Origin of the sequence: Nocardia sp. CWNU-33 (genome assembly GCF_046764895.1) — a bacterium.
GTDB lineage: Bacteria > Actinomycetota > Actinomycetes > Mycobacteriales > Mycobacteriaceae > Nocardia.
Genome location: NZ_JBKOQN010000056.1, coordinates 26,896 through 33,685 on the forward strand (window position 1 = coordinate 26,896; position 6,790 = coordinate 33,685).

At 63.5% G+C, this 6,790-nt stretch carries 5 protein-coding genes and 1 pseudogene; 3 read left to right on the forward strand and 3 right to left on the reverse strand.

What is annotated here, in order from left to right; genetic code table 11:
• Window positions 1-112: 112 nt before the first annotated feature.
• Complete coding sequence (locus tag ACLMAL_RS37270; protein WP_412003364.1) at window positions 113-736, reverse strand: TetR/AcrR family transcriptional regulator; 624 nt, start codon at window positions 734-736, stop codon at window positions 113-115.
• 303 nt (window positions 737-1,039) lie between these two features.
• Between ACLMAL_RS37270 and ACLMAL_RS37275 the strand changes: the two genes are divergently transcribed.
• Window positions 1,040-1,651: a TetR/AcrR family transcriptional regulator gene (locus ACLMAL_RS37275; RefSeq protein WP_412003365.1), complete on the forward strand. Its 612-nt coding sequence runs from the start codon at window positions 1,040-1,042 to the stop codon at window positions 1,649-1,651.
• A gap of 58 nt (window positions 1,652-1,709) precedes the next feature.
• On the opposite strand, the gene ACLMAL_RS37280 is transcribed toward ACLMAL_RS37275, so the two are convergent.
• Window positions 1,710-2,225, reverse strand: coding sequence for a hypothetical protein (locus tag ACLMAL_RS37280; RefSeq protein WP_412003366.1), 516 nt, complete (start codon window positions 2,223-2,225; stop codon window positions 1,710-1,712).
• A gap of 539 nt (window positions 2,226-2,764) precedes the next feature.
• Between ACLMAL_RS37280 and ACLMAL_RS37285 the strand changes: the two genes are divergently transcribed.
• Together ACLMAL_RS37285 and ACLMAL_RS37290 are read left to right on the forward strand one after the other, a co-directional pair.
• Entirely contained in the window at window positions 2,765-5,542 is a 2,778-nt protein-coding gene (locus tag ACLMAL_RS37285) for an aminotransferase class I/II-fold pyridoxal phosphate-dependent enzyme (RefSeq protein ID WP_412003367.1), read from the forward strand.
• A 584-nt stretch (window positions 5,543-6,126) separates the two neighbouring features.
• Entirely contained in the window at window positions 6,127-6,357 is a 231-nt protein-coding gene (locus tag ACLMAL_RS37290; protein ID WP_412003368.1) for a DUF6400 family protein, read from the forward strand.
• Window positions 6,358-6,593: 236 nt separating this feature from the next.
• Here the strand turns inward: ACLMAL_RS37290 and ACLMAL_RS37295 are convergent.
• Window positions 6,594-6,790, reverse strand: a pseudogene (locus ACLMAL_RS37295) (hypothetical protein); the annotation flags it as partial.

Genomic DNA, 6,790 nt, shown 5'->3' on the forward strand with positions numbered 1-6,790 from the left:
ATTATGTCCGACCTACCGAGTGCTGGGTAGTTAACGTTATCGAAACGTTATCAAACATGGGCGACGTCAAATATTGGCGACGTCCGAGTCCGTCCAGAAGGTGCGTGCGGGATCAGTCCGAATCGCTCGGTCGGATCAGTGAGAGGAACGTGCGCAGCAGGCCTGGCATATCGACCTCGTCAGGCGAGAGCAGCCACTGCTGCTGCAGTCCGTCGAGGACCGCGATCAACAGGGCTGCAATCTCCGCATGTGTGGCACCCCTCGGCGGGTCCCCGCCGAGGTCGCGCACCAACTGGGCGGTCAGCATCCGTCGGAGCAGGGTATAGCGTTCGACGAAATAATCGCGTGCGGGATGCCCCTCGGTGACGCTCTCGGCCGCGAGCACCGTGAACGATTGCACGATGCCGGGACGCTCGGCGTTGCGGTCCACCAGCTCGGCGAGGAAATCCAGCGTGGTCATCCTGCCCTGCGCTGTGACCATCAGGACATCGAGGTTATCGCGCAACGCGAGCACGTTGATCAGCAGCGTTTGCTTATTCGGAAAATAGTGCAGCACGCCCTGCTGGCTCAGGCCGACCCGTTCCGCGACGGCCGCGATGGTAGCCCCCTGGTAACCACGTTCGGCGAAAACTTCGAGTGCTGCTTCGAGGATCGCCGCGCGCCGATCCTCGTGACCGGCCCGTTGCCCTTGGCGGCCGGGGGACCGTTTCGTCGGCTGCATTCTCGAGGCATCCATCAATGGCAGGGTAGCGCAGCGGCGAATCTCGTTCCGCTCCTGACGCGACCACTGGAAGCGAACTGCTGAGAGTCGCGTAGGGCGAGGGTGGCGTTGCGGCGGCTGGTGATTTCGATGTGGAGTCGAAGGACGCACGCGGTGTGTTCCACACGAATGTAGCTTCGCCGGCGGTCGACCAAGTCGCAGGTCATCGCCACCAGGGTGTCGACCGATGCACCTAAGTTACACTGTGTATACAAATGTGAGGGCCCGATCGAAGGAGAAGCGGAGATGGCTGAGCCCGCGGGGGCGCGTCGGGTGCGGATGAGTGCGGCCGAGCGTGAACAGCAGTTGCTGGATGTGGCGGAGGTGTTGTTCACCGAGCGGGGGTATGAGGGGGTGAGTGTGGATGAGATCGCTCGGGTGGCGGGGGTGACTCGGCCGATCGTGTACCAGCATCACGGTTCGAAAGAAGGAATCTTCCTGGCGTGCGTGAATCGTGCCCGTGCTCAGTTCGAGCAGAGTCTTGTCGCTGGTGTGACGGAGGTCGTGGAAGCGGGTCGGAACTTACGGGCCATCGCTGCGGCTGGGGGTGCCCCGTACTTCGACCTCATCGTTTCCAACCCGCAGCGGTGGGCGCTGTTGTTCACGACGTCGGCAAATCTGGAAGGAACGCTGGCGGAGCAACTGGGGCAGTTGCGGCATTCGACGATCGTGCAAGTCGGGCAGTTGGTGCGCCCTCTGGTAGGGGTCGTGGGCGAGGACGATCTGATGGCGTTTTCGTATGCGGCTTCAGGGATTGCCGAGCAGTTGGGTCGCTGGTGGCTGCGCAACCCGCAGATTCCGCGTGAGCGGGTATTGGCGTTGTACGCCGATCTTGTCGTGGGGGCGGCATCGTTGCTGCAGTCGCCGGTGATCGCAAGATCGGGCAACTGAACCGACGGGTCCTCGCTCGGATCACCGCCGGATTGCGCCACGCTGTTTCGCGTCGGGCTTATCGAAGCTGCGGTCCCTCCGTGACGTAGCACAGCTGGGTCAGGATTTCTTCGAGGGGGCGGGCGATCTGCGCGGCAAGTCGCCGCATGACGCTGAGCATGGTGGCACTGTCGAGTTCATGGTCGACCAGGACCGCGTCCAGAACCATCGCGGCATACGCCTGCCGACGATTCAGGACTGCATCGGGCAACCAGCTCAGCAGCCACGCCTCGCCGGGGCGGTCGTCGGCCAGCCGAGCCGCGAAACCGTGGCACCGTTGTCCGGCGATGCTGAACGGGGTGATGACGAACTCATCGATATAGGTCGTGATCAATCCGCGCAAGGTCGCATTGGTCGCGGTGTCGGGAAGGAGCTCTTCGGCAGTGGGCGGTGCAGGCGCTGTCGAGCCCGTGGGGACCGAGGGAATGAGCTGCGGCGGTGCGGCTTCCGAAGCGGGGCCGTGCTGGTGATGGTCACCGACGGGGTGGATCCGATCGGGGGTATGCACGACCGTGACGGGCAACATGATGGGCATATGGTCTCGTTGCATAGGTTCCATGTGTAGGGGTCGAGGCTGCGCAGGAGTGCGGCCGTAGCGAGTCTTCGAGGCCAACCGGAACGGATGGTTTACACACTGTAACTATACAGGCTGTAGGTTTGCAAGTGTTGCTTCGAGCACGTCACAGTGCAGGTAGAAGTACTCGCCGCGAAGTTGCCGGAAGTTTGGTGCCGCGAAGACGTCTGCAGAGATTCGGTCGTTGCAGAAGATTCAGGCCCCCGTAGAAGGAGCTCGGTGCAGTCGAAATGCCCGACACGCGCGGGCATGTTGGCATGGTCGACGATTTGTGGGGCGTTAGGACGCAATGTTTGCGCAGGTTAAAGTCCCAAATTTCGGATAGCCACCGCAGTCTCATCGGTGCGGCAGCTTTGGGGCCACCGCCATTAATTCCTGAATGCCAGCTAGGAATTTGATCGACGGCGGGACACAATATTCGTAGGGATGAATGTTCCAGGGCGATCTGTTGTGTTCGACAGATCACCTCGCCTGCACTGATTGGAGGCGGAACTGACGATATGCATCGAGACGGAGAGCGCCCGAAAGGGCTTTGTGTTTCCGCGCTGGCGGCGGTAGCGAACCCGTCGTACTCGCGAATCGATACGTGGAATCTGCTCGATGACGCGTGCCGGCAGCTCGCCGATGTCAATCGTGCCGGGCTGGACACCACCCGCGCCACTGCCCGAGTGCGGCGCCTCCTCGATCGTCTCGGCGCTTACGAGCGGTACTGGCTGTACCCAGGCGCGGCGAGACTGGCGACGTTTCGCGGATATGTCGCCGATCTTGCCACGACGCGGCTCACCGAGGAGGTGTCGCTGGCCGTGCGCCTGCTCTCCGAGTACGGCGACCGCACAGCTGTGTTCGACACATCCGCACCGATGGCCGATCAGGAACTGGTGGCGCGGGCCAAACAGCAGCAGTTCTACACCGTCCTGCTCGGCGACGATTCCCCGCCCGAGGCTCCCGAGAGCCTGGCGGAGAGCCTGCGGGCGCTTCGCGACCCGTCGGACGATGTGCAGTTCGAGCTGCTTGTCGTGGCGAGCATCGAGGACGCCATCACCGCCGTCGCGTTGAACGGCGAGATTCAAGCGGCGATCATCCGGGATGACCTGCCGCTTCGTTCACGCGACCGGGTGCCGTTGATGACCACGTTGCTCGGCGCCAACGACGACGTGGTCGTGACCGACCGCACCCACGCCTGGGTTGAATGTGGCGAGTGGATCAGGGAGCTGCGGCCTCATATCGACCTGTATCTGCTCACCGACGAGTCGATCGCCGCGGAGACCGAGGACGAGCCGGACGTCTACGATCGCACATTCTATCGACTCAACGATGTCACCGACCTGTACAGCACGGTGCTCGCCGGCGTCCGCAGCCGGTTCGCCACACCGTTTTTCGACGCCCTGCGTGCCTATGCGGCCGCGCCGGTCGGCCAATTCCACGCCCTTCCCGTCGCGCGTGGCGCCAGCATCTTCAACTCCAAGTCACTGCAGGACATGGGCGAATTCTACGGCCGCAACATCTTCATGGCCGAGACGTCGTCCACCTCGGGCGGGCTGGACTCGCTGCTCGACCCGCACGGCACGATCAGGGCGGCGATGGACAAAGCCGCCGAAACGTGGTGTGCCGATCAGACGTACTTCGTCACCAATGGAACATCCACCGCGAACAAGATTGTCGTGCAGGCCCTGACCCGGCCGGGCGACATCGTTCTGATCGACCGCAATTGCCACAAGTCGCACCACTACGGCCTGGTGCTAGCCGGGGCGTACCCGATGTACCTGGACGCCTACCCGCTCGAGCCGTTCGCGATCTACGGAGCCGTGTCCCTGCATACCATCAAGAAGGCGCTGCTGGACCTCGAGGCGGCCGGACAACTGGACCGAGTGCGCATGCTGCTGCTCACCAACTGCACTTTCGACGGCATTGTCTACAACCCCCGGCGCGTGATGGAGGAGGTCCTGGCGATCAAGCCGGACATTTGCTTCCTGTGGGACGAGGCGTGGTACGCGTTCGCAACCGCGGTGCCGTGGGCACGGCAGCGGACCGCGATGGTTGCCGCCGAGCAACTCGAATCGACGTTTTCGTCGCCCGGGTATGTGGAGGAGTACCGCAAGTGGCGTGCGTCGATGCAGGGAGTCGACCGTGCCGAGTGGAGCAACCACCGGCTGCTTCCCGACCCTGGGCGCGCGCGGGTACGTGTGTACGCGACGCATTCCACCCACAAGTCGCTGTCGGCGCTTCGGCAGGCGTCGATGATCCATGTCCGCGACCAGGATTTCAAAGCTCTCGTGCGCGAGGTATTCGATGAGGCGTTTATGACCCACACCTCGACTTCGCCGAACCAGCAACTCTTGGCGTCGTTGGACTTGGCGCGTCGGCAGGTCGACATCGAGGGATTCCAGCTGGTCCGGAATGTCTACGACATGGCGCTGGTCTTCCGTCACCGCGTCCGCAAAGACCGGCTGATCGGCAAGTGGTTCCGCATCCTCGACGAGGACGACCTGGTGCCCGACGAGTTCCGGGCCTCTGAAGTCAGCTCGTACCGGCAGGTCAGGCAGGGTGGCTTGGCAGAGTGGAACGAGGCGTGGCGGTCCGATCAGTTCGTGCTCGACCCGACACGGGTCACCCTGTTCATCGGCAAGACCGGTATGAACGGGTACGAGTTCCGCGAAAAGATCCTCATGGACCGGTTCGGCATCCAGATCAACAAGACCTCGATCAACAGTGTGCTGTTGATCTTCACGATCGGCGTCACCTGGTCGAGCGTGCACTACCTGCTCGACGTGCTGCGTCGGGTGGCTACCGACTTCGAGCGCAGCCAGAACGCGGCCGGTAAGGCCGATCGCGCTCTGCAACAGCGCCGGGTTGATGAGATCACCAAGTATCTGCCAGGGCTGCCCGACTTCAGCGAGTTCGACAGCACGTTTCGTCCCGACGCCGCCAGCTCGTTCGGTGACATGCGCTCGGCCTTCTATGCCGGGTATGAGGAGTCCGACCGCGAACACGTCCTGCTCGGCGACGCTGGGCGACGGGTCGCCAAGGGGAAGACCCTCGTGTCCACCACCTTCGTCGTCCCCTACCCGCCCGGCTTTCCAGTGCTGGTCCCGGGCCAGGTGATCTCGACGGAGATCCTGTATTTCCTGGCCGAGCTCGACGTCAAGGAAATTCACGGATACAACCCCGACCTCGGGTTGTCGATCTTCACCGAGGCCGCACTTGCGCGGCTGGCCGCGGCTCGGCACGTAAGTGCCGCGGCGCCCGTCGGTGCGCCCGCGCCGGCCACCGTCGGGTAGGGGCGTCGTGAGCTGTCCAGCAGACTATCTGTTGTCCCGCCCTCCGTCCGAGGGCTCTGATCGCCGACCGTTCCCCCAGCCGTCCGCGTGTATTAGAAGTTGTGGCGCAACGTAATTCGTCAGATGCCATGCCGGAGACGGTTGGGGGAATCGAAGGGGAGGCCGGGAAAGTGCGTGGCATGCACTCCGGACGAGTACAGGCCGTCGAAACCGATTGTCATTGCGTGGGTCCGACACTGGCCGTGGTGTAGCCAGTTCGACTCGGCGTTGGATCAAGCAACGCTTCCGCCGGCTATTCGAACCTGGTTCGAGTCTTCGAGCGGCTGCGGGCATTGACTCGATTGACGGGTGCTGAGGGCACGCGACAGCGCTTTCGCGCCGATTCCGCATTTCAGTGCCCGATTTCAGCGGTGGACGTGTCGTGGCGATTATGTGGACGCGTTACTCCGCGGTCCAGTCCGGGCACGAGCATCGAATGTGACGAAGTCCAACCGAGGAACGTGATGCACGTCATTGCCCGAGAAGGCGTGGTTGGGCATCGTCGTCATTTCGTTTTTGGAAAGAACCGGGTTGGAGATGCCCATATGGCCGACCACACTTTTGCTTACGACCTCACGCTGGACGAGGCACGACGGCGCAGCGCCGTCGTCGCGGCGCTCGGTGACAACTGGGATCCGGTCGCGGTGCTCGCCGAGGAAGATCTGGCGTACGACATGCTGTACTCGAATCTCGACGATGAGCAGCAGCGGATCTACGAGGAACTCGTCCGGGCCGGGATCCTGCCGGATCGGGCTACGCGCCATATTGCCGACTGATCTCACCGCCGAGCACGAACCATGACTGGTGTTAGGCGTGTTGCCGCCGGCGAGTCGTGACCTAGCTGTTCCGGCTCTCGGGCGGGTCCTGACACCAGTCTCTAACTAGCCGCACACCGAGGTTCCCAACGGCCACGCCGCCGAACCCGGGGTTCAACGGTCGGTGGCCGTGTCGCGGGGTCCGGAGAGAACCCCTCGACACGGCCACCCGCTGAGCTGCGCCGGCCCCGCATCCCTCAGGCGGCGTCGAGGGCCGCGGTGATCTTGCGGGCCATCGCCGCCACGGCGGGGCTGGGCTCGCCCTTACGGGGCCCGACGGCGGCTTCGACGGCGACCAGGACGGTGTCGCGGAAGTTGTCGGCCTCGCCCGGATGCTGTGTGCTGAGCAGGCTCATGGCTGCGGTCAGGGCAGGCAGCACCTGGTCGGCGAGTT

Bases quoted from the DNA above. Each gene is read 5' to 3' on its own strand.
- ACLMAL_RS37270 (WP_412003364.1), bottom strand. From the start codon at position 736: ATGGATGCCTCGAGAATGCAGCCGACGAAACGGTCCCCCGGCCGCCAA.
- ACLMAL_RS37275 (WP_412003365.1), top strand. From the start codon at position 1,040: ATGAGTGCGGCCGAGCGTGAACAGCAGTTGCTGGATGTGGCGGAGGTG.
- ACLMAL_RS37280 (WP_412003366.1), bottom strand. From the start codon at position 2,225: ATGCCCATCATGTTGCCCGTCACGGTCGTGCATACCCCCGATCGGATC.
- ACLMAL_RS37285 (WP_412003367.1), top strand. From the start codon at position 2,765: ATGCATCGAGACGGAGAGCGCCCGAAAGGGCTTTGTGTTTCCGCGCTG.
- ACLMAL_RS37290 (WP_412003368.1), top strand. From the start codon at position 6,127: ATGGCCGACCACACTTTTGCTTACGACCTCACGCTGGACGAGGCACGA.